This is a genomic window from Fictibacillus sp. FJAT-27399 (genome assembly GCF_001510655.1).
In the GTDB taxonomy this organism is placed as follows: Bacteria; Bacillota; Bacilli; order Bacillales; family Fictibacillaceae; genus Fictibacillus_C; species Fictibacillus_C marinisediminis.
Genome location: NZ_LMVC01000001.1, coordinates 124,450 through 146,060, shown reverse-complemented (window position 1 = coordinate 146,060; position 21,611 = coordinate 124,450). Strand labels below are relative to the sequence as shown.

Sequence of the window (21,611 nt, the reverse complement as noted above, 5' to 3'; positions counted from 1 at the left end):
AGAAAAGCCTGCCTTTAACTGGAACAAGGCAGGCACTGAACATTCTATTCATTATTGCTTTATGTTTCTTTTATTCATGTACATTCTTTCATCCGCAAGACGCAGGTAATGATCAATATTGTCAACCGCATCCGCATGAAGGCAAATGGTTCCATAGGCCAGCGAGACCTTTTCATTCCACGAACGCAAATACAGATCAATCTGGCCGGCCAGCTGATAGGCCGTTTGTTCTGTATGGCCGGGAATCAAGAATACAAACTCGTCGCCTCCAAACCGGAAGCCGAGATTCATTTTCAGCTTTTCCGCAAAGAAAGCGATCTGCTGCAGCAGCTCGTCTCCCATATGATGGCCGAACTGGTCATTAATCTCTTTAAAATCATTGATGTCCATCATAATCAGTGACAGTGGATATTGGCCCTTTTTTGCCTTCAGGACCTCTGTTTCCAGGCAATGATAAAAGTAGCGCCTGTTATATAGGTTCGTTAATGGGTCTCTGATGCTCAGCTCTTTCAGATCGGTTACTTGTTTTGAAAAATAACCGCTTAAAACCCCGATCATTAAAGAATTGGCAGCATGTCCCCATCTCTCCAGGAAAAACAGTTTGTTTTCAGCTGTTTCTTCCTTAATCAGGTTCTGAATAACACTGTTGCCCGCCTGCCTCAGACTCTTTGCTAAAAGAGGAAGGAGCTGATGGGGGATAGCCCTTTGCCCGGCAAAATCATGTCCCTGCTTGAAACCCCGATCTTCAATTCGTTCCATGCAGGAGGTAAATTCTTCATTATGTATAAAAATGCCTTTTATCAAGGCAGTTAACATCCATTTAAGATGCATCTGGTATTCTGAATCTGTATAGGTCAGGAAGGGAACAAACAGTTCATTCTTTTCCAGATGAAGAAGATGCCTCTCGATAATGCTGGGAATGGATTCGATATGAAGGTTATAAAGACGGCTTTTGAGGTCGGCAATGTCCGTTTCTGGCATAGGTTGGATCCCTCTATTCAATATAGTATTTAAGAAGTGACCGGCTTTAGTACAAGATGTATTTGGCCGAACATAACAAAAAAGCCATCTCCCCTGCAGGGAAATCGCTCTTTCCCCTTTGGCAACCCGGCTGCCATAGTTTTTACAAACATTAGGCCCGCGGCTTTGCGTCCCACCTTTTCAGATGGTTTGCTCTGAGACAAAGGTCTCTTCTATTTATCCAATATAGTAATTATATACCATATAACCTATTTTTACCAACATCAAACACGAACCTTAGACCTATTTTTTCGTTTTCCATCTTTTGTACCATCGATAGCCGACTCGTACACCATTCAGCACCGGATAAGGAACTCTAAGAGGGAATCTATAAAAGAACGGCTGATAGATTTTATAATAAGCCTTTCTTAAATCTTTCCATTTATAGCATTCCTCTTTCTTGCAAAAATCTGAAACATCCACAATGATTCCCCGCCCATTAGAAATCATTACATTTTTCCCGTGAACATCCCGGGGAAAAAGGCCGCGGTTTCGAGCATAGCACAGTGCTTCATCCACGTCACGAATCACGTTTTCGGAAATTTTCACCCCTTTATGCAGGCAATCATAAAGTGTTATTCCTTCGATTCGCTTTAGGATCAAGTGGCGTTCTCCATATCCGTAACAGCGTGAATATCCAGGGTGCTCACCCAGCTGCCGGTAAACAGAGATCTCTTCAAGCAGGTCTTCATGATTTCTGCCGTAAATCTTAACGACTTGGTCAGGGAAATCAGGATGGACGAAAACGGCAGCATAATTGCCGCAGCCCAGAAGCTCCCACGGTTGAGGAGCGAACAGAACTTCCACAGGATCACCGGGATTCCTGCTAATTATTTTTACTTCTTGTGTTAACTCCTCTGATAACTCCGTATACTTTTTCATGATTCACCTGGCCCGATTCCTAAGTCTCTCGCCGAAAGCTTTGAACAGCTTTGCTATTTGCGCTTTATCATCGTACCAAAAAGAAAATGTTTCATCAGCAATTCTGCTTTATTTCGAAGATGGACGTTTGGGAATCTCATGACTTCCTGATATCCCCGGATAAAAATCTGATATTCTGTGATGTCATCCACTAGCCTTCCATCCGTTACTTTAATTTTACGGGCCATCATTTCTTTTTTCACATCTCTTAATTCAAAACTGATGGCATTCATCACGTTCTCGATGAGGGTGACATACGGCTGCCTTAATTTGAAAGGAGAAACGGCAATCACTTTTAAATCACGGTTAAAGATGGTGAGCAGCATAGGATACATAATATATTTATCTACTAGTATACGATCTCTTTCATCGCCATATAACATTTTTGTTCCTCCCGATCGCCGTTCAACCCGTTTTTCCGGCAACCGACAAAATATTAGACAGCTTAAACGTACGGATTTGTTTTCGAAGACAGCAATAGGCGGTTAACGTTTCTCCTTCACAAGAAACCGGAAAAACGTAACGCTTAGTAAACTGCCCGCCGCCAGACTGATAGATCATCATAAAGGGAGAACGTTCAGACACACAACGCATCAGCAATCGATTCATTTTAGCCACCGCCTTACCATTTATTTATTCACAGTATATGCGAACAAACGTTCTTTATGCAACTAGAAAAATATGCCTACCCTTAGTAAGGATAGGCATAAACCCTAATATTATTACACGCTTTGCAATAATCCTTTCTGTCCCAGTGCCTGATGAAGGCTTCCTGCGATGAAAAATCCCTCAAAGCTAATTCCCAGAGCAACAACGGTCTGAGCAAGTTCTGGCCGCATGCCTGTCAATGTTACCTCCACACCGAGAAGCTTTAAGGATGTAATCACTTGAAAAAGGTTATGGGCGACCATCGTGTCAATGATTGAACACCTGATAAATCAATATAAAGGTGCTCAATTTGCATCTCCATACATTCATTAAGAGCGATCTCCCCAGATAATCGTCCGGTAAAGCCGTGTAGAATCGAGGGCTGTATCAAGGGACAAATTGATTTTTTCTGATTGTTCGAGGTTTGAGAATAATGCTTCACCGATGAATTGAAACAGTTCGATTTCGCCAATCGATTAAAAGCTGCTTTTGCTGGTCATTCGGCGTATTGATCCCATTCTTTATCCGATTCTGCGTTACGGCCTCAGCAGAATAATGCGGTCTCCCAGAGCTCTTAAGTTCTTGTCCATCGTCTACCCCTCATATCGTTTACCAATAAACGATTTCCTACCTTTGACGACGAGCCTCATCATAAGTGCCTAAATATTCTTTGATCTCTCCTTCATGCACCCAGGCCACACGGTTGAAGAGCTTATTTAAGAAGTACCGGTCATGCGAGACAGCTAGGACAGTCCCGTTATATTCTTCCAGAGCATCCTCTAGGACTTCACGTGAATCAATATCCAGATGGTTGGTCGGCTCATCAAGCAGCAGTAGATTAACATCCTGGTGGACGAGCTGTGCAAAGCGAAGGCGGGTATTCTCTCCTCCGCTTAAATCCCTCACCTTCTTGAACACGGACTGTCCATAAAATAAAAACTTGGCAAGCAAATGCCTTGCTGCCCCTTCATCAACAGGAACAGCTTCACGAAAAGCAGACAATACCGTTTCATCCGGGTGACTGTTCAGTCCGGTCTGGGAAAGGTATCCAAGTTTAACGGATCTTCCAATCTCGATAAGACCAGTGACTTCCTGCTCCCCTAAGATCGCTTTTAACAAGGTAGACTTTCCTGTCCCATTGTTGCCTACAATTGCAACCTTTTCACCAAAACGGATAAAAAGATCAACTTGTTTCAGTATTTCCCTGCCAGGATAGCTTGCCGTCACATCCAGCATAGAAAGGACTTCTTTTCCGCTTCGATCCTTCATCTGAAACGAGATTTCTGTCTTTCTGCGGTTAAGTAACGGACGTTTGATTTTCTGCATCCTTTCTATAGCCCGTTCCATGCTGCGGGCCCGTCTGTGAAGATCGCCATTGTCACCCCTGATCGCCCAGTCGCGCAGACGCTTAATGGCCTCCTGCATTTTTTTTATTCTTTTTTGCTGTTCTTGATACTGAGCAAATTCAGCAAGCAGGCGTTTTTCTTTTTCAGCTGAAAAAGCACTGTAATTCCCGTGATAGAGGATCACTTCTCCGTCTTCCAGATCATAAATTTTGTTCACGGTACGATCCAGGAAATAGCGGTCATGGGAGATGATGACGACAGCCCCCTTGTATTTCAGCAAATAGTCCTCAAGCCATTCCATCGTACTTAAATCAAGATGGTTGGTCGGTTCATCAAGCAAAAGCAGATCCGGCTCCTTCAGAAGCAGGCATCCGAGCCCTGCCTTTGTCTTTTCGCCTCCGCTGATGGAAGAGAATGGCTGGTCTTTTACAGCTTCAAGACCGAGGCCTTTTACGATTCCGTTAATCTTGGATTCGATGGAATACCCCCCCATTTCTTCATATGTCTCCTGCAAACCATATAGCTGATTCAGCCATTTATCCAGCTGTTTTTCGTTTGGAGTCTCACTCATTTTTGCAGTCAGAGCATGTATTTTTTCTTGAATTTCATGAAGTTCTGAAAAGGACTGCATAAACACCTCATAAACCGAGGCATTATCCGATCGGACCGGCACCTGCTCCAAATAGCCTGCCGCCGATCCTTTCTTGAGATGAACACTTCCTTCGTCCGGATGCTCTGTACCCGCAAGCAGTTTAAATAATGTACTTTTTCCGGTTCCGTTACGCCCGATCAGGCCTATCCGGTCTGTGCTATGGATTTCCATAGATAAATTATTAAATACGGTATGTCCTCCGAAGCTTTTTGTGAGTCCGTTAGCGGAACAAATAATCATAGGTAAACACTCCTCAAATTTGGTGGTTACCCATTCTTCAAATAAATTAAAACACAAAAAACCATGGGCAAGCATACCTGCCCATGGTTGATCCGTTGATGAGGAATGGGTATGGAAAACTTACTGATGCACTAATGTTGTATGAAATTTGGCCAGACTTCTCCCGTCGACAGCTATTACATGTGTAATAGAGCGTACTTCAACCGTCAGCCAATCCACCATACAACGTACACCATTCAGCATTCCTACCCCTCCTTTCATCCAAAAGTATATTTGTTCCAATTATACCATTTTTAAATTTTGTATTGCAATAGGCAGCTCGCCATTTTATGAAGATTCATCCACATGAATAATCGCATCAAATCCTGCTTTAATGGCTTTCCGTGCTGCCTCTTCTGCATTCCCTTTTTGTTTAAAACAGCCAATTTGGACACGATAGAGCCTGTCATGCTTTTTTTCGTTAACCCGATGCACGCCTTCTCCTTCCCTTTTTATGCTTTCCAATTGATCTTTTACATCCTGAAGAAAATCTTCAAAACTCTTCCCGTTCCTTTTTAACGCGTTCACAGGGTCTTTCCGCCTGCCGGGATCCAGCTGAAAATGGCCTTTAATATGCAGAGTGGGATTCCATTCATAGGTTTGGCACAGCCAGGAAAAAAACCAGACATATCGTTTGTATGCTTCTACCCATGAAATCTTTCCGCCGTAGCATAACTCCACTCCTATAGCCCAGTCGTTCGCATCAGACACCTGTCTTCTGACATGCCAGGCTTTCTCGCGCAGCGGGATGATGATCAGGATGTCCTGATCATCAATAAATACATGAGCAGAAGCGGCTAAATGCCTGCTGTTAAAATAGTTGAAATTTTGCAGGGCAGTGGAGCCTTCATTTCCAGTATCATGGGCAACCGCGTACCTCGGTATTCTGTTGCCGCCAGGCCTGTGCCTCCACTTTTTATCAATCAGCATAGAAGTGATACTGTAACGATCCCCGATCAAACCTATCCCTCATTTCCTTTTTACCTATAAGTAGGCAAAAAAAAACAAAAGGAGCTGCCTTTACAGACAACTCCTCCGCCTTTAATTCGCCGCGAACACCCACACCCAGTAGATGATTCCTGCGAGAAAACCAATTCCAAGCAGCAAAAACCATAATGTACTGTTCTTCATCTTCCAACCTCATTCTTATTTCATTTCCACTTCGAGGGTACCATATCGGAAACGAGAAAAGAAGTTCCAAAACAGGAAACTTTGTGTCAATAACAGATAAATGTTTGAGTAAATGGCCGCCACAGTATACTATATTTAATAGAAGCGTCAATATTGAACTAAACGTAGAATAGGTGAATGATATGAGTGATAAACGCACGGAATCTATTGCAGAGCTCGAAACCAGCTTCCAAACCGTCTTTCGGACATTCAGGAAAGACATCAATGACCTTTTTTCTGATGATGTCCCCTCCAATGAGTTCGGAGTACTGAATTTGTTAAAAGATAAAGATTTCCTTACTGCATCTGAACTGGCAGCAGAAATGAAGGTGTCTTCAAGCCACATTACCGGAGTAACAGACCGTCTAATAAAAAAAGGTATGATCACAAGAGAACGTTCGGTTACTGACCGAAGAATCGTATACGTTAAAATAACAGAAAAAGGCCATTCTGTTGCAGAAAAACTGGCTTCCATCCGCCGGGGCTATTTCAGAGAAAAGTTCTCCGGTCTCTCTGATGAGGAAATGGAAAGAATGATAGACTATTTAAACCGAATGATTTAGTCTTAGAAAAGGCAAAAACACTTAGCCAACAAGTGTTTTTGCCTTTTTCAGTGCAGAAATTTTAAATTCAAATTCTTTTCCGCACCTTTAGAAAGATGAACCTAGGCTTCGAACGCATTGCAGCATTCTTTCTCTCTCTGATTCGGGAGACTGGATTACGTTGCCAAAATAGATGGATCGCTTGACCTCCATTCCGCAAAATTCAAAAATACTATGATCCCGCGCGAGATTCATTGCATAATGCATACCGTTCTTTTCGTAGATCTCAGAAGGCGTTCCAGTCGTGCAGATTGAAACTGCGGATTTTCCTTTTAACTGCGGAATGGGTTCTTCTCCGTCCAGTTCATAAGCAAATCCGTAGCTGAATACCCTGTCGATATACCCTTTAAGCAACGCAGGCATGCCTCCCCACCAGACCGGATAGATGAGCGTAAGGCAGTCACACCAGGTAAGCAGCTCCTGTTCTTTTTTTATATCAGTGCTGTACATATAAGCCAGGGACTGTTCATATTCCTCCTGTGTCAGAACCGGCTGAAATCCAGAAGAATACAGATTTCTGACAGCCACTGTGTGCCCGCTCCTCTTTAATTCCTCTGTATAAGTCTCCAGCAAAGCCATGTTGAAACTTTCTTTAGCTGGGTGGCAGTACAGTATGACATGATTCATCTAATCTCTCCTTCCTACATTGACACGTATACGACACTTCCATTATTAATCCTTTCACATAGTAAAAAAGATGTTTCATTACCAATATCAGGGCAATTTCTTATAAACTTTCATAAGGCGAATAAATCCTTCTGAATAAGCCTTATCCTTTTGATGTTCCGTTCAGTGAGTTCTCCAACAAGATTGTAGATTGGAAAGAAGAAGTGGACCGGCTCGTTGAAACCAGATAAAGCAGAGTAAAAACCCGCCGAGGCCGGCGGGTTTTGTTTCATATTAGATGAGAAATAAAGATCGACGCAGTCCCAAAATAGACAAGCAATGAAAAAATATCGTTGAGTGTTGTAATCAGCGGCCCTGAAGCGACGGCTGGGTCGACGTTAAAACGATATAAAAGAAGCGGAATCAGCGTTCCTGCAAGGGTTCCAATAATAAGAGTCAAAAACAGCGAGCTTCCAACCACCAATCCCAAAATGGCATTTCCCTGCCAGAAAAAAGCAACGAGTGCGATAAGAATTCCGCAGGTAGTGCCAATGATCAGCCCGACTCCAAATTCACGGAGGATGAGGCGCCAGACGACCTTTTTATCGATGTCATTGGAAACAAGCCCACGGACCACGACAGCGAGTGATTGTGTACCCGTATTTCCGGTCATTCCAGCGATCATCGGCATGAAGAATGCGAGCGATACGACCTTTGACAGCGTATCCTCAAAAGCAGAAATAATACTTCCGGAGATAATGCCGATGAATAGGAGCAAGATCAGCCACGGAAGCCGGCGGTAAGCAGCAACGAAGGCACTGGTGTTAAAATCAATGGATTTTCCCGAAGCTGATAGCATTTCAATATCCTCATTCGCTTCTTCGATCAAAACATCAAGCACATCGTCTACCGTAACGATTCCAAGCAAAACATCATTATCGTCCACTACCGGAACAGCAATGAAATCGTATTTTTCAATCGTGCGGGCCACTTCCTCCTGGTCCATGTCAGCAGCAACAGAGATGACCCGGGTAAACATGATGTCTTCAATCCGGTCGTTGAGGTCTCCCAGCAGCAGATCACGATAGGAAACGACGCCGGCGAGCTGCTTTTCTTCATTGATGACATACAAATAATAAATATTTTCAGCAAATCCGGCGAACGTCTTCAGTTTATCGACCGCATCGCGAACTGTAAACATCTGCGGGATCCAGACGAACCGATTGGTCATAATCCCGCCAGCGGTGTCGGCAGGATATTGCATGAGTGATTGGACCGTACGGGATTCATCCGCCTTCATGGATGCTAGAAAATCCTGAATCTCTTCAAATGAGAAATTACTTAGCAAGTCCGCCAGGTCATCGTTTTCCATCTCATTCATGATATGGGATGATCGTTCGACTCCTAATTTATGAAGAATCTCGATCTGAAAATGGCTGTCCAGTTCCTGAATGAGAGAAGCAAGCTGCCTTGTTGTCAGGAACGTAAGAAATTTATGCCGGTGTTTCTCCGGCAGCGTCTTATAGACTTCCGCGATGTCGTATGGGTGCAGTTCGTCCATTAATTCCTGGAACTCTTTCTTTTGAAGTTCTTTTAAACTTTTTATAACAAAAAGCAGGATCTGATTTTCCGTCATTTCCTTGAACACGAATGTCACCCCCTTGATATCGTTCTTATTATATAAGAATCTCCAAGAAACTGCGAATGCAACATTGCTTTTTAAAAAACGTGTTCTGCTGTATTGAATCTGTGGGAAAACTTGATGTATAATGAAAGCAACATAAGAAATAAGAGGGCAGCAACTGACGAGAACGTGTGGAATTGACCACAAGGAAGCTGCATTTTTTTAACCTAAAAAGCCGTTCGTCTGGGCAAAGGTAAGGAATCACTGTGTATATTCCTTGCCTTTTTTCTATTCTCAGGAGGTAATTGGATGGAAAACAAGCTAATACTCGATGGCACCCGTGTCGCAGCAGAAATTAAAGAACAGTTAAAAGAAAGAGTTTCGTCATTAACCAGCCAAGGCACCACACCGTGTCTGGCAACTGTTTTAGTAGGAGAAGACCCTTCTTCTGCTACATACGTGAAAATGAAAGGCAACGCTTGTGAAAAGCTAGGGATCCTATCAAAAAGGATTCATCTTTCAGCAGAGATCACCACGGAAGATCTATTAAACACTATCCATGAATTGAATCAGGATGAGAACGTGCATGGCATCCTTCTTCAGCATCCTGTACCTTCCCATATTGATGAAAGAGCCGCGTTTGAAGCGATCGACATTGAAAAGGATGTGGATGGCGTAACGAGCTGGGGATTTGGACAGACTTCGTTCGGATTTGGCAGCTATCCATCCTGTACGCCTGCAGCCATTATGGCCATTATGGATTACTATGACATTTCGATTGAAGGCAAGCACGCTGTCGTTGTCGGCAGGAGCCCTATACTCGGCAAACCGGTTTCCATGCTGCTCCTTAACCGAAACGCTACTGTAACCACCTGTCATTCCTACACTCAAAATTTGAATGAGATCATAAAACAGGCCGATATTGTCGTAGCGGCCGTAGGAAAGCCTAAGTTCATCCAAGGAGATTGGATCAAGCGAGGGGCCGTTGTCATGGACGCCGGCTATAATCCGGGCAACATTGGCGATGCTGATTACGAAGAATGCGAGAAAAATGCCGGAGCCATCACCCCTGTTCCAGGCGGTGTCGGTCCAGTCACTATCGCGATGCTGCTGAAACATACAGTGGATGCAGCTGAGAAAAAACTGGAGAATAAGTAATATAGAAAAAACTGATCCGTGAATTTTCGCAGATCAGTTTTTTTGTGGACCGCTTAGAGCCGTCAAGTTGACCATAAAGGTGTTTTGGAGGGTATTTTCTCCGTTTCGGCGGGTAAATGCTCTATTTTCGCGGGTATTTTCATCTTAAACAAAGCAATAGCTGAGTGTATGCTTTTCAGGCATACAACAGTATGAAATCTCCCGACTCAGATGGACATATTCACTTACTGAAGTTTCATAAGATAAAAAAACACGAGGAACCAGTGCTTTTCCAGCCAGTTCCTCGTGTTTTTATCTTTTTATTTACATTGCATATTATTGAGCAGTCAGAATGAGCGGACCTTCTTTTGTTATGGCAATCGTATGCTCATATTGAGTGGATAGCGAGCCATCAAACGTACGGGCGGTCCATCCGTCATTATCTATTTTCACATAGCGTTTGCCTGTGTTCAGCATCGGCTCGATCGTAAGGACTATTCCTTCTTTTAAGAGGGTGCCTGTTCCTTTTGTACCGGCGTGCGGCACTTGAGGATCCTCATGCATCACCCGTCCGATCCCATGTCCGATAAACTCGCGGACGACTGAAAGCCCTTCTCCTTCTGCATACTGCTGGATGGCATGAGAGATGTCTCCGATCCGGTTGCCAATCACAGCTTTTTCAATGCCGAGATAAAGTGATTTTTCGGTGGCCTCCATCAGATGGCGCGCTATTTCAGATACTTCCCCTACAGTATACGACCACGCGGAATCAGCAAGCCAGCCGTTTAATTTCACGACCATGTCAATCGTCACGATGTCTCCTGATTTCAGTTTCTTCTTGTTCGGAAATCCGTGGCAGATGACATCGTTCACAGAAGCACAAGTGGCAAAAGGATATCCCTGATAACCTTTTTGTTCAGGAGTTGCTCCGTGTTCTTTAAGAAACCTCTCCACAAAAGCATCAATTTCAAGTGTTGAAATACCCGGCTTGATGAGTTTCTTGATCTCTTTGTGGCAATTCGCCAGCAGCTGTCCGGCTTTGTGCATTTTTTCAATATCTCTTTTTGACTTATAAGTAATCATGAGTATCCTTTCCCATCCTGCAAATAAGTAAGGTGTAAACTTACTATATTCTTTGTTTATCTATTTGTTCCCAGCAAACTTGCTAAAAACAGCGCAAGGCGCAAATCAATGGTTGATTTACGCCTGATGGCTTTGTTTCATTCTCGATTCGACAACTTTTCCGCCAAGCCAGAGGACTAAGATGCCAAATACCGTGAGCCCTAGTTTCAATGGATTTTTTATCACATCCAAAAAATCATAGCCGATGAAGGAGATGATGGCGATCATTACGAGCTTCCCAAGAGCTACGGATAAAATGAATGTCTTTTGGTTGATCCGGGACAAACCGGCAATGACATTGATCAAAGCAGAAGGCGTAAATGGAAAACAGTAGATGAGGAAGAGTGTGCCGAAACCACGGCGTTCCATCCATCCCAGCAGCTTTTCAATCTTATGATGCTTTGTAATAAAATGCAGAAATCTTTGCTGGCCCAATTTCCGTACCAAAAAGAACACAATCAGCGAACCGATTACTGCGCCCAGCCAGGAAAAGAGGGCTCCCATCCAGAATCCGTAGGCCGCAGCGTTTCCAGCTACGATAATGAACAGCGGCAATACGGGAATAATGGCCTCAAGCAGCGGGAGAAGCACGCCGGGCAAGAAGCCTAAATCCCGGTATTGCTCTAAAAAATGCAGTATGTTTTCCTGCGAAAGATAAGTTTTCCACTCACTCCAATTCATAGCCCGGTCTCCCTTCTATATAGCTATCATCGTTTCCATTTCAGCCTTTATTTAATCTCATTATGCCCGTCTAAATTATCGCCAAAATTAGACAGACTTTTCACCTAGTTTACCATATTCACTCAATTAGTCCTAGTAAACACGCAACAAAAAACCATCCATTCTGAAGTGACCCCAAAAAGTTAGACAGCTTTTTGGGGTCACTTCAGAACGAACGGATAGGTTTTTTGCTATCTTATTTCATTAGTGCTTCGTATACCTGCAGATCGAGTTCTTTTGCCTTTTCCGCGTTCGTGGTCTTTTCATACTCCGGTTCCTGAACAATCTTTGCTCCCCAGAACATACTTTCAAAGACATGATCGATCACCACTTCAATCTTGGCAAGTTTTAGTGGCACACCTTCCATTTTTCCCTCAAGAACAGCAGCTTTCCCATTGATGGAATACACGCTCTCCAGTCCGACAATGGTTAAGACAACCTGTGGATTCTTCTTAATGTTAGCCACAATTCTCGAGTTGTTCGTTACTGTAAACCTGATTCTTTTTTCGTCACAGCTTTTTACCCATGATATGGCAGAAATTCCTGGGGCCTTCGTTTCTGCATCAACCGTACCGAGCAGCACAAGTTTCTCCCCCTGCAGATATTCAAAAAGTTCTGTGGAAAGCTGAGCAGGTATTTCCGGTTTGGCCATTTGAAAGTGCTCCCTTCTTCATCCGAGAATTTTTATGTACCATTTTATCTTCTCATAAACTGGTTTGGTAAGTAACGGATACAGCAAGAAATTTCAAAAAAACTGTCATAAGATAACTACTCTTATGACAGCTCCTCTCTATTTCCACGCTGTATCATGTCACAAAATCAGGTTTTTGCTGAGCAAGGACGGCTTTAGACTGTCCGACAGGCAAGCCGCTCTCCTGCTGAATAAATTCCGTTGCTTCTTCAAACCAGCTGTCAGGTGCCTTATGCCCCCAGAACGTCTGGCGCCGGGGGTCATTAATATCCCATTTAACCGGCTCGAAATCAGGGTCGCACGTTAAATAGTCTCCATTATATAGTTCCAGCCGGTTTCCATCAGGATCCCGAATATAGAGGAAAAAAGCGTTCGATAAACCATGGCGCCCAGGTCCCCTCTCGATACAATCGGCATATCCCATGCTTGCCAGCACATCACAAGAATGAATAAGGCTCATGGGATCAGAAAGCCAGAAACCGATATGATGCAGACGGGGCCCCTCTCCGTTCATAAAGGCGATGTCGTGGACAGATGGTTTGCGATGGAGCCAGGCAGCCCATGTTCTGTCGTCCTCTGTAGCCGTATACTCTGAACAGCGGAAGCCAAGTTCATCAGTATAAAAAGCGACAGCCTTCTCCACATCAGGTACCATGCAGTTAACATGGTCAATCCTCTGGATACGTGCTCCCTTGTATAGATCGTACTTTTGCAGGCAGCGTTCCACCGTTTCCATTTTTGAAAAGAATTCAAGCGGCATACCAGAAGGATCTGTTGCCTTAAGAACGCGGCCCAGCGCTCTTTGCTTACCCGCCTCCTCCCACTGCGTAAAAAGATTTCTTCCTTTGAAAAGTCTCTCAATCTTCTCAAGATCTTCTTCATGCCAAACTTTATAGCCGATGGAATGGACACCTGGCTGATCCGCTTTCTTCAGTACGAGGCAATGATGACAGTGTTCTTCCAGGCCCCTTAAATAAATGTGCTGTCCATCGCTTTCCGTCTCAATAAAGCCTAACGCATTGACATAGAAATCTCGGGAAGCGTTCAAGTCGGTCACGTTCATGACTATCCGGGCCACTCGAATGATATTAAAGTCCATAAAGCACCTCCTTAAATACGAGCATAGTTGTGGTCGGCGGTTTTCACACGGCTCAAGAATTCCTGGACCATTTGTTTGTACGGTTCCTTGTTGAAGCCATCATAATAAATGTTGGACATGCGTGCGGGATCGCCAAAGAAATAATATTCGTAAAGCGCCTGCCTGCCGCCAAAGGAGCTCATGCAAACATCCCATGCAAGCCTGAAAAGCTGTACCCTTTCATAGCCATTGATGTTCGCTCCCTGTGTGTAGCGGTGTACGAGTTCCCCGATGTCTTCCGCTTCAAAGTCAGACTCTGTCGGTATCCCCATTAAGCCGGAGGCCCCTAAGATTCGTACGATTTCCACCATCCGCTGATACATTTTAGGGAACCAGTTTCGAGCTGCATTGAGCGGAGCAAAATCCGGGGTCATGTTTCCATAGGCATCAAGGGATGCATTTTGTTCAGCACGGAACAGATGAGATTGCATCGTTTCAAGAATGAGCATGACCTCTGACGCTTTTTCTTTTACGTGCGGAAACACATCGATGCCGATCGCATCCATAATGCTTAAGATGATGCCGAGAACGAATTCCGTTTTTACCGTATTTTTAGCTACTACCTGATGGGCCATATGCACGATCGCATTTGTTTCCACGTACGTACGATTACAGATGTCAGAGCTTCCCCCGACAAACACACGGTCCCACGGAACTAGCACGTTATCAAACACAACGATCGCATCGCTCTCTTCAAATCTTGAACTCAATGGGTGATCCCACTGGTTTCTTCCTTGGTCAAATGATTCACGGCACAGGAACTTCAAGCCTTCTGTGTTGTTGGGAATCGCGAAAGCCATTGCGTATGGATCATCCTCAGATGCCGCTTTGTTCAGGGTAGAAGGGAACACGACGATCTCGTCCGTCACACCGCCCAGCGTGGCTAACAGACGCGCCCCTTTTATCACGATTCCCTCTTTGTTCTTTTCTACGATTCTTGCAGACAGAAAAGGATCCTTTTGTTCTGATTGTTTTTTCGAACGGTTAGTCTGCGGATGGATGAGCGTATGTGTGAGGCTAATATCGTTTTCACGGCAATAGTGATAATAGTTTCTGGCGTTCTCCGCAAACATCGGGTCTCCCTGAGCAAAAAACGAATCTGCTGTACCAAACGCCATGACACTCGTATTCAAGTAATCTGGTGTGCGCCCCATCATTCCGCCCGTGTACCGCGCCCATTCTGTAAACATTTCACGGCGCGCGATTAAATCGTCCTTGGTTTTAGGGGCGATAAAAGATAAACCGACTTTATCTCCTGTTGTATCTGAGGTGTAGAGCATTTTATCCGCTTTTTCATGCTGGAGATCGAATAGATTGGCAATCGAACGTACCACGTTCCTTAAGGCAGGATGTTCTGTTACATCTGTTACTCGTTTTCCATGAATCCAAACGTTGTTGTTTGCCGTTTTTAAACCGTTGATATATTGTTCTCCCGTGCGTGCAGGCAATGTCATTCCCTCCCGGATATTAGTAGCTTGCTAGCGTTCTGGTCTCAGGCGTTGGTATTCGCTGAAGCAGCTATGTTCTTTTTTCCGAACTGCTGAATATGGTGATCACCGACGGCCACATGAACGACTTTCATTTCTGTGTAAAATTCAAAAGCATAATGCCCGCCTTCTCTTCCAATGCCGGATGATTTAGAACCTCCAAATGGGATTCGCAAATCACGAACATTCTGTGAGTTCACCCACAGCATTCCAGCGTCAACGGCACCAGCGACACGATGTCCTTTTTTCATATCGTTCGTCCATACATAGCCGGCAAGACCATATTTCACATCATTGGCCATCTCGACCACTTCTTCTTCTGTCTGAAAGGTCATCACCGTTAAAACCGGACCGAATATTTCTTCCTGTGCCACCGTCATGTCATTCTTCACATTCAACAGGAGGGTCGGCGGAATAAAGTTGCCTGTGGAAAGATGCTTTGGCACTTCAGCAGCAAATACCTCACTGCCTTCATCCTCAGCAATTTTCAGATAGCGTTTTACATTTTCATAATGATCCTTATGAATAAGAGGGCCTACTTCGGTATCTGCATGGGAAGGATCGCCAACAATAATGTTGAGAACTCTTTTCTTTAAAGCGCTGATAAAGGTTTCACTTATTGATTCCTGAACAAACAGTCTGGAGTTCGCCGTGCACCTCTCACCATTGAAAGAGAAGATCCCCCATACACACGCATCAAGGGCACGTTCAACGTCACAGTCGTTAAACACAATGATTGGTGATTTTCCGCCAAGCTCCATGGAGAACCGTTTAAGAGAATCTGCTCCGTTCCGCATAATTTCCGAACCTGTCTTCGTCTCACCGGTAAACGAGATCAGCTGTACATCCTGATGTGCGACCAATGCTGCACCGGCAGTTTCGCCAAACCCATGAACAATATTAAACACACCTTCTGGAAGGCCTGCCTCATGAATGATCTCTCCAAGCTTGTTGGCCGTCAGCGGCGACCATTCAGCGGGCTTGAGTACAACCGTGTTCCCCGTAGCAAGAGCCGGGGCAACTTTCCATGTTTCAAGCATGAACGGTGCGTTCCAAGGGGTGATTAAGCCTGCTACACCTACAGGTTTCTGGATGGTATAATTGATGAATTCATCGTCCACATGGTAGGCTTCACCCACCATTCTGTTCTTTACCATCTCGGCATAAAAACGGAAGTTGTCCGCAGCTCTTGCAACCATTTTCTTCGTCTGTGATATCGGAAGGCCGGTATCCAGGGACTCCAGATGTGCCACCTGCTCAATATCCCGGTCGATGAGGTCCGCGATCCTATGAATGTGTTTCAGCCTATCACTGAGCTTCATTTTTCCCCAGGTTCCTGTTTTGAAGGCCTCCTTCGCCGATTTAACGGCCGAGTCGATTTCTGTTTTTGTTCCTTCTGCTACGGGATTAATCGCCTCATTTGTAAAAGGATTGATATTTGTAAACGTTTCTCCTGATGCTGAAGGTACAAACTCACCATTTATATAATGAAGGACGGTTTTTTCATAGCTGCTGCTCATGCTTCATCCCTCCTGCCGCGGTACCAGTATTGCGGCCATCAAGAATTTTATTTTCCAAACTTCCAATATAATCGATTTCAAGCCGTACTGAATCACCTGGATGAATGTGAGAAATCCCCTTTGGAGTCCCTGTCCAGATGATGTCATTCACTTCAAGGGTCATAAAGGAAGAAATGAACTCGATCAGCTCAGATATGGTATAGATCAAATTCTTTGTGTTGCCCTGCTGTCTCAGTTCACCGTTTACATAGGTTCTTAGTTCGAGATTGTTAGGATCGGGGATATCCGCCGCATCAACAAAATATGGCCCAAGCGGTCCGAAGGTGTCATGTCCTTTTGCCCGAACTGGCGGACGGTACATGTTGTTTACGAAATCCCGAACCGTTACATCGTTCGCAATGGTGTAACCGCTTACAAATTTCATCGCGTCCTTTGCTTTAATATTTCTGCCTTCCCTGCCGATGACCACAGCCAGTTCATTTTCATAATGCATATAGGTAGCGCCATCCGGATAATATACCGGTGCTTTATGTCCGACAAGAGAACTGTTCGGCTTAATAAAGAGAACAGGTTCAGCGGGTTTATCCAAGCCGAGTTCTTCCGCATGATCAGCATAGTTTAATGCCAAGCCAATCATCTTATTTGGCTTGAGCGGAGGAAGCCAAGCCTCTGCTTCATCCATGGAGATGGTCCGTCCGCAGCTAAGCAATAGCTGGTCATCCTTCACCGTGGCAGTCCGCTCTCTGCCCTCGAATATGATACGTGCGTGTTTCATTGCATCTCACTCCCAACTTTATTCAATAGACCATAACTGTTTAACACCGTACGAATTTCTTCTTGAATGCTGTCAGACGGCAGATCCATCGGAAGTCTCAGCCTTGGCTTAATTTTACCCATCATTCCCAATGCCGCCTTTAATGGTGCCGGATTGGTATCCCTGAACAGCACATCATTCAGCGGCATCAATTCATAATGAAGCTGCATGGCTTCTTCAATGTTGCCAGCTTCCCAGGCATTATACACTTCTGCAACTTTCCCTGGCAGAACATTTGCTGTTGCGCTGATATAGCCTTTTCCGCCGATCGCAAGCATTGGATAGCAGAGCAGTTCAATCCCGGAGAACAGCAGGAAGTCTCTTCCACAATTCAGAAGAACACGGTTCACATGTTCAAAATCCTTGTTCGACTCTTTCACTCCGATGATGTTCGGGCAGTCCTCTTTCAGCCTGGCGAGTGTTTTAACTTCAAGATTCACACCTGTTCTTCCTGGAATGTTATAAACGATCAATGGGATATCAACAGATTGTGCAACAGCTTTAAAGTGATTATATAAGGCATGCTGTGAGGGCTTGTTATAATAAGGAACAATAACCATCGCGGCATCTGCTCCCATTTCCTGGGCTCTCTTAGTCAGATGCCTTGTTTCCTGATGATTGGTTGACCCTGTTCCCGGAACGACTGGCACCCTCCCGGCAACAGACTGGATCGTCGTTTCCATCACTTGCTCTCTTTCCTGCAGCGTCAATGAGCTCGGTTCTCCTGTTGTGCCCGTAACCGAAATTCCATGGCTCCCGCTTTCAATATGCCAGTTGATCAAATCACGAAGAGTTTCCAAATCAAGGCTGTCATCCTCTTGAAAAGGCGTAATAATAGGAGCAACAGACCCTTTCAACCTGCTTTTTATCTCATCAAATTGACCAGTTTTCAAAATTATCATCTCTCCTTTGTAAGTAGCTGAAGTTTCCGGTTAAGTGCTCATAGACACTGAAGCCCGAACACCAGCAGTGCTTAGTGCCAACCTTTCTGTTTTTCTCCTCCTTATGGATAATTCCGTAATTCTTCCTCACCCTTTTTTTCTTCCAAAAATGACTGGACGGTGTTTAATTTGTGGGTCCGGACATAGGCTTCGATTTCTGAGAAAGAATGACGGTTAAAAAGCATCTCAATAATCTTTTCATGTTCTTCGATGGATTTTTTTGCTCTAGAGGGCTTGGTGGCCGCCCCCATCTTTCTTACACGGTCGAGCCTGTTCCAGATGGATTTGATGTTTTCAACTAAGAAGTGGTTATCGCAGTATTGGTAGGTTAAGCTGTGGAATTCCCGGTTGAAGTTTCCGAACATGAGAAAATCAAATTCATCCAATGACTCTTTCATCCGGTTGTTGATCGCAATGAGGTCGGTAATCTTGTGGCGGGGGAAATGCTGGGCTGAAATTGCAGTAGCATGGCCTTCTAAAACAGCCAGGACAGACAGCGTTTCCAGGTACTCTTTTTCATTGAAGGGGGTGACAACAGCGCCGCTGTAGGGTTTAAAATGAATGAGCCCGTCAGTCTCCAGATTACGAATGGCTTCACGAACTGGGATGGCACTTGTCTGCAGTTCTCTTGCCAGCTGGTCGATCACAATCCTGTAACCCGGCGGATAACGTCCATCCAGAATACGTGACTTAATGACCTTATAGGCATACTGCTGTTTGCTGATTTTGTTGTTATTTTCCATAAATTTATGATAATCGAAAATCATATATGATTTCAATCTAATTTTCAGAAAATCATATATTATTTGTAAATTTAGGTAAAAGGAATCATCCTTTAACTAATTAATTTACAGATGTAGTAAAAATAAGCTATTCTAGTTCTATCTTATTAAAGGGGTAAATAAAGCCATGAAAGTCAGAAACGCGATGGAAATTCTTGTTGAAGAAGCGTTAAATTATTATTGGAAGCAGCTCGAACTCCCATGTAAATGTGATTTATGCAAGACCGATGTTTATGCCATTACACTGAATCAGCTTCCCCCGAGATATGTTTCCAATGAAAATGGCTATGCTTACGTAAAAGCACAAAATTTTAATGATCAATCAAGAATAAACATATTGAACGAAATCGTAAAAGCTACAGGAAAAGTAGCCGTACAACCTTCTCACCCTCTTTCCCGTCCATCGGAAGATCATCATCCTTCAGAGGAGTAAAGGTTTTTAATTTTTCTGACAAAACAACTTGCCTATGATATTTTTCTATGATATAGTAGTTCCAACCATTTAGACTTTGATTACATATTTATGTTCTGTAAGTAAATGTTTGAAAGGTTCTATGGTAAAAAAAGCACACCGTGCAAAGTTTTAGGAGGCATAGTAATGCAAACAGGTAAAGTAAAATGGTTTAACGCAGAAAAAGGTTTTGGTTTTATCGAAGTTGAAGGTGGAGACGACGTATTTGTCCATTTCTCAGCAATTCAATCCGATGGCTTCAAATCATTAGATGAAGGCCAGGAAGTTGAATTTGAAATCGTTGATGGTGCACGTGGACCACAGGCTGCCAACGTTGTAAAAAGATAATCAACTTAAATTGAGGGACTGGCTTGTTAGCCAGTCCTTTTTATTTTGGAAAAAAAATTTTAAAATGAGTCCCTTTACCGATTTCGCTTGCAGCCTCAATCCTTCCGTTCATTTCAGCTGCCATTCGGTAACTTGCCATCAATCCTAAACCTGTCCCGCTTGTTTTGGTAGAAAAGAATGGATTCCCAAGCATTTTCAACTGTTCCCTTCCCATGCCAATCCCTGTATCTGATATATTGATAATCACTTCTTTGTCCTCTATAAAAGCGGATAGCGTTACCGTTCCCCCTTCCGGAGTTGCTTCAATCCCATTTTTAATAATGTTCATCAAAATTTGTTTTATTTTTACGGGATCTCCCACCACATGAATAACATCCCCAGGTTTTTGAACAAGATCTACACCCTTTAACAGAGCATATGGAAACATGACACTTCTTAACGAGGATATTAATTCGGAAACATTCATCCGCTCAATCCTTGAAGAGTTGGTCTTAACGAGAGACAAATAATCAGAGATGATCATTTGTGCCCTGTCAATTTCTTCAATCATCATCGTTAAGAAAATCTTTTTATCTTCAGGTATGTATTTTTCTTTTTGGAAAATCTGCATAAAGCCGCGCGCAACAGCCATGGGATTACGGACTTCATGGGTTACAGAGGCTGCGAGCTGCCCTACAGAATGAAGCATTTCAGATTGCTGCAGCCGAAAATTTAGTGCATAACGGATATTTTCAATCAAGGAAATGACAACAATAAGTGCCGCCGTTTGAAGTAAAGGATAAAATGCATAAATCATAGCCTTCTTCATATCCCAGCTCAACGAATGGAATAAAGCCAAGAAAAGCATGAGAAAAAGCAGCTTGGAAAGTGTAATTCCCAATGTAATGCCTGTAATTTTTTTTAATTTTTTCTTGATCGGAAGCAGATGATACGTTTGATACTGACTGCTCGTTATAAGCCCGGCCGCCAGGGTGAAGAGGACTGCAATGATCATACCCTCGCCTCCCAGGAACAACCGATACCCTATCAAAAGAACAGCTGTCAGGCATCCTGGTACGATTCCTCCATATAGAAAGCTGATGAACAGCGGGACGTAACGAAGATCGAAAAAAACACCTTCCGAAAAAGAAACAGGGAATGTCATACAAACGAGAACAACACCTGCATTAATAACTTGGAACAGAAACGATGCTCTAGTCCGGTTTACTGTGGTGTTTTTCTCGAATAAAACAAATTGCAGGCAAATTATCGGAACGAGGATGACCAATAAATTAATGATCAAATGTTCTATCATTCATGTATTGCCCCCCTCTCCGGTAATATATAGATAATTCTTCAGAATTCCCTATTTCCCTTCATTTTTTTGACAAAATATACATCTTCAGTCAGAATCTTCATTTACTTGCCTATAGCTCAGCAATGTCAAAAGAATACTGCTGGCTATAGAAATAATGTAGAAATAATAGCTGGCATGCGTAACAAAATAATAGACAGCAAAACAGGTGATCGCCAGAAGAGCCAGAAAGAATTGAAACATCCATTGACGCATACGGGATTTCCCCTCTCTACCGTTTCTAACAAACTATTCCGGC

General features: G+C 43.7%; 24 protein-coding genes and 2 riboswitches. Of the genes, 4 read left to right on the top strand and 20 right to left on the bottom strand.

Annotation, left to right across the window (positions count from 1 at the left end; genetic code table 11):
- Positions 1–51 precede the first annotated feature (51 nt).
- The 7 genes from AR335_RS00835 to AR335_RS00805 all read right to left on the bottom strand — a co-directional run bounded on the left by AR335_RS00835 (position 52) and on the right by AR335_RS00805 (position 5,826).
- On the bottom strand, positions 52–981 hold the full coding sequence (locus AR335_RS00835; protein WP_062231271.1) for a GGDEF domain-containing protein: 930 nt from the start codon (positions 979–981) through the stop codon (positions 52–54).
- 117 nt (positions 982–1,098) lie between these two features.
- Positions 1,099–1,185: riboswitch (cyclic di-GMP riboswitch) on the bottom strand.
- 78 nt (positions 1,186–1,263) lie between these two features.
- Entirely contained in the window at positions 1,264–1,902 is a 639-nt protein-coding gene (locus AR335_RS00830) for a hypothetical protein (protein WP_062231270.1), read from the bottom strand.
- Between the two features lie 53 nt (positions 1,903–1,955).
- Entirely contained in the window at positions 1,956–2,324 is a 369-nt protein-coding gene (locus AR335_RS00825; RefSeq protein WP_082683296.1) for a hypothetical protein, read from the bottom strand.
- 22 nt (positions 2,325–2,346) lie between these two features.
- Positions 2,347–2,550 carry a hypothetical protein gene (locus AR335_RS00820; protein WP_062231269.1) on the bottom strand — a complete coding sequence of 68 codons (204 nt, stop codon included), beginning with the start codon at positions 2,548–2,550 and terminating at the stop codon, positions 2,347–2,349.
- A gap of 113 nt (positions 2,551–2,663) precedes the next feature.
- Positions 2,664–2,861: an STAS domain-containing protein gene (locus AR335_RS25405; protein WP_369795786.1), complete on the bottom strand. Its 198-nt coding sequence runs from the start codon at positions 2,859–2,861 to the stop codon at positions 2,664–2,666.
- 355 nt (positions 2,862–3,216) lie between these two features.
- Complete coding sequence (gene abc-f, locus AR335_RS00810; RefSeq protein ID WP_234293146.1) at positions 3,217–4,827, bottom strand: ribosomal protection-like ABC-F family protein; 1,611 nt, start codon at positions 4,825–4,827, stop codon at positions 3,217–3,219.
- A 327-nt stretch (positions 4,828–5,154) separates the two neighbouring features.
- Positions 5,155–5,826, bottom strand: coding sequence for an N-acetylmuramoyl-L-alanine amidase (locus tag AR335_RS00805; RefSeq protein ID WP_156418810.1), 672 nt, complete (start codon positions 5,824–5,826; stop codon positions 5,155–5,157).
- Positions 5,827–6,179: 353 nt separating this feature from the next.
- Between AR335_RS00805 and AR335_RS00795 the strand changes: the two genes are divergently transcribed.
- Complete coding sequence (locus AR335_RS00795; RefSeq protein ID WP_062231261.1) at positions 6,180–6,599, top strand: MarR family winged helix-turn-helix transcriptional regulator; 420 nt, start codon at positions 6,180–6,182, stop codon at positions 6,597–6,599.
- A gap of 87 nt (positions 6,600–6,686) precedes the next feature.
- Here the strand turns inward: AR335_RS00795 and AR335_RS00790 are convergent, their stop codons facing one another.
- Both AR335_RS00790 and mgtE read right to left on the bottom strand, forming a co-directional pair.
- Positions 6,687–7,265: an NAD(P)H-dependent oxidoreductase gene (locus AR335_RS00790; protein WP_062231259.1), complete on the bottom strand. Its 579-nt coding sequence runs from the start codon at positions 7,263–7,265 to the stop codon at positions 6,687–6,689.
- 268 nt (positions 7,266–7,533) lie between these two features.
- On the bottom strand, positions 7,534–8,892 hold the full coding sequence (gene mgtE / locus AR335_RS00785; RefSeq protein WP_234293145.1) for a magnesium transporter: 1,359 nt from the start codon (positions 8,890–8,892) through the stop codon (positions 7,534–7,536).
- Between the two features lie 140 nt (positions 8,893–9,032).
- A riboswitch (ZMP/ZTP riboswitch) is annotated at positions 9,033–9,124 on the top strand.
- 53 nt (positions 9,125–9,177) lie between these two features.
- Here mgtE and AR335_RS00780 point away from each other — a divergent pair.
- Positions 9,178–10,026 carry a bifunctional 5,10-methylenetetrahydrofolate dehydrogenase/5,10-methenyltetrahydrofolate cyclohydrolase gene (locus AR335_RS00780; protein WP_062231257.1) on the top strand — a complete coding sequence of 283 codons (849 nt, stop codon included), beginning with the start codon at positions 9,178–9,180 and terminating at the stop codon, positions 10,024–10,026.
- A 315-nt stretch (positions 10,027–10,341) separates the two neighbouring features.
- Here AR335_RS00780 and map read toward each other — a convergent pair whose 3' ends face one another.
- From map to AR335_RS00735, 9 genes are all read right to left on the bottom strand, one after another.
- Positions 10,342–11,088: a type I methionyl aminopeptidase gene (gene map, locus AR335_RS00775; protein WP_062231255.1), complete on the bottom strand. Its 747-nt coding sequence runs from the start codon at positions 11,086–11,088 to the stop codon at positions 10,342–10,344.
- A gap of 117 nt (positions 11,089–11,205) precedes the next feature.
- On the bottom strand, positions 11,206–11,808 hold the full coding sequence (locus tag AR335_RS00770; protein ID WP_062231253.1) for a TVP38/TMEM64 family protein: 603 nt from the start codon (positions 11,806–11,808) through the stop codon (positions 11,206–11,208).
- Between the two features lie 235 nt (positions 11,809–12,043).
- Positions 12,044–12,499 carry a pyridoxamine 5'-phosphate oxidase family protein gene (locus tag AR335_RS00765; protein WP_062231252.1) on the bottom strand — a complete coding sequence of 152 codons (456 nt, stop codon included), beginning with the start codon at positions 12,497–12,499 and terminating at the stop codon, positions 12,044–12,046.
- A gap of 154 nt (positions 12,500–12,653) precedes the next feature.
- Positions 12,654–13,637, bottom strand: a complete 984-nt coding sequence (hpaD, locus tag AR335_RS00760; protein ID WP_062231250.1) for a 3,4-dihydroxyphenylacetate 2,3-dioxygenase — start codon at positions 13,635–13,637, stop codon at positions 12,654–12,656.
- A gap of 11 nt (positions 13,638–13,648) precedes the next feature.
- Positions 13,649–15,124: a 4-hydroxyphenylacetate 3-monooxygenase, oxygenase component gene (hpaB, locus tag AR335_RS00755; RefSeq protein ID WP_062231248.1), complete on the bottom strand. Its 1,476-nt coding sequence runs from the start codon at positions 15,122–15,124 to the stop codon at positions 13,649–13,651.
- A gap of 44 nt (positions 15,125–15,168) precedes the next feature.
- A complete protein-coding gene (gene hpaE / locus AR335_RS00750) occupies positions 15,169–16,683 on the bottom strand; it encodes a 5-carboxymethyl-2-hydroxymuconate semialdehyde dehydrogenase (protein WP_062231246.1) in 1,515 nt (504 codons plus the stop codon).
- A complete protein-coding gene (locus AR335_RS00745; RefSeq protein ID WP_062231244.1) occupies positions 16,667–17,458 on the bottom strand; it encodes a fumarylacetoacetate hydrolase family protein in 792 nt (263 codons plus the stop codon). Before AR335_RS00745 ends, hpaE begins: the two co-directional genes overlap by 17 nt.
- Complete coding sequence (gene hpaI, locus AR335_RS00740; RefSeq protein WP_234293143.1) at positions 17,455–18,390, bottom strand: 2,4-dihydroxyhept-2-ene-1,7-dioic acid aldolase; 936 nt, start codon at positions 18,388–18,390, stop codon at positions 17,455–17,457. The genes AR335_RS00745 and hpaI overlap by 4 nt, the downstream gene beginning before the upstream one ends.
- 110 nt (positions 18,391–18,500) lie before the next feature.
- Positions 18,501–19,205, bottom strand: coding sequence for a GntR family transcriptional regulator (locus tag AR335_RS00735; protein ID WP_369795752.1), 705 nt, complete (start codon positions 19,203–19,205; stop codon positions 18,501–18,503).
- 142 nt (positions 19,206–19,347) lie between these two features.
- On the opposite strand from AR335_RS00735, the gene AR335_RS00730 reads away from it, so the two are divergent.
- Both AR335_RS00730 and cspD read left to right on the top strand, forming a co-directional pair.
- On the top strand, positions 19,348–19,653 hold the full coding sequence (locus tag AR335_RS00730) for a late competence development ComFB family protein (RefSeq protein ID WP_053354843.1): 306 nt from the start codon (positions 19,348–19,350) through the stop codon (positions 19,651–19,653).
- A 165-nt stretch (positions 19,654–19,818) separates the two neighbouring features.
- Positions 19,819–20,019 carry a cold-shock protein CspD gene (gene cspD / locus AR335_RS00725; RefSeq protein WP_053354844.1) on the top strand — a complete coding sequence of 67 codons (201 nt, stop codon included), beginning with the start codon at positions 19,819–19,821 and terminating at the stop codon, positions 20,017–20,019.
- 40 nt (positions 20,020–20,059) lie between these two features.
- Here cspD and AR335_RS00720 read toward each other — a convergent pair whose 3' ends face one another.
- Positions 20,060–21,313 carry an ATP-binding protein gene (locus AR335_RS00720; RefSeq protein WP_062231239.1) on the bottom strand — a complete coding sequence of 418 codons (1,254 nt, stop codon included), beginning with the start codon at positions 21,311–21,313 and terminating at the stop codon, positions 20,060–20,062.
- Between the two features lie 87 nt (positions 21,314–21,400).
- The gene (locus tag AR335_RS23430) at positions 21,401–21,568 is read right to left on the bottom strand and encodes a hypothetical protein (protein WP_156418809.1); all 168 of its coding nucleotides are present in this window, start codon (positions 21,566–21,568) and stop codon (positions 21,401–21,403) included.
- Between the last annotated feature and the right edge of the window lie 43 nt (positions 21,569–21,611).